Origin of the sequence: Kitasatospora nipponensis, from assembly GCF_039528135.1 — a bacterium.
In the GTDB taxonomy this organism is placed as follows: Bacteria; Actinomycetota; Actinomycetes; order Streptomycetales; family Streptomycetaceae; genus Kitasatospora; species Kitasatospora nipponensis.
Map to the genome: position 1 here is coordinate 1 of NZ_BAAALF010000774.1, position 665 is coordinate 665.

Annotated in this window: 1 protein-coding gene; it reads left to right on the forward strand. The window is 70.2% G+C overall.

The features are described 5' to 3' along the window. A partial coding sequence (locus ABD323_RS43260) for a hypothetical protein (RefSeq protein WP_344447511.1) occupies positions 1-665 on the forward strand: 665 nt, incomplete at both ends.

The following is a 665-nucleotide window of genomic DNA, read 5'->3' on the forward strand; positions in this document are numbered from 1 at the left end:
ATCACCCACCTGATCGAGGCGTACAGCAACCTCTCGCCCGAGATGCAGTCCTCCGTCACCCTGACGATGGGTCTGGTCGGCGCTCTCACCCTCGCGGCGGGCGCGTTCGTCCTGGTCCTCCCGCGCGTGGTCGCGTTCCGCACCGCGGTGACCGAACTGGCCGTCACCATGCCGCGGTTGTCGGCGGCCGCCTCCCCGACGACCTCGTTCATGTTCGGGCCCTGGGGCGCCGCTCTCACCGCCCGCATCACCGTGCTGACCCTGTTCGCCGGGGCAGCCGACGACACCAAGGAGGAGGTGAAGGCCCTCACCGAGGCGGTCAAGGCGGACTCAGGCGCAGTGGGGGAGAACACCCGCAAGTGGGTGTCCCATGAGTTGGAGACCAAGGGCGTCCTGCGAGCGGCAGACGACCTGCACCTGTCCACCGCCGACCTGACCGAGGCGATCCTTCGCAGCGGCAAAGCTCTGGAGCGGGTCAACACGCAGCTCGCGGACACGCGGGAGCCGGCCGCGGAGCTCGGGGCCGCGCAGGTGGACACCTCCGCCGCCGGCTACGAATGGGTCCAGAGCCTGCTCAAGGTCGATGACTCCCTCACGAGCATGACCGGCCAGGTGAACGGCGCTCAGGCCGCAGCCAAGCGCGAGGCGGAGGCCTCCGGGCAGGC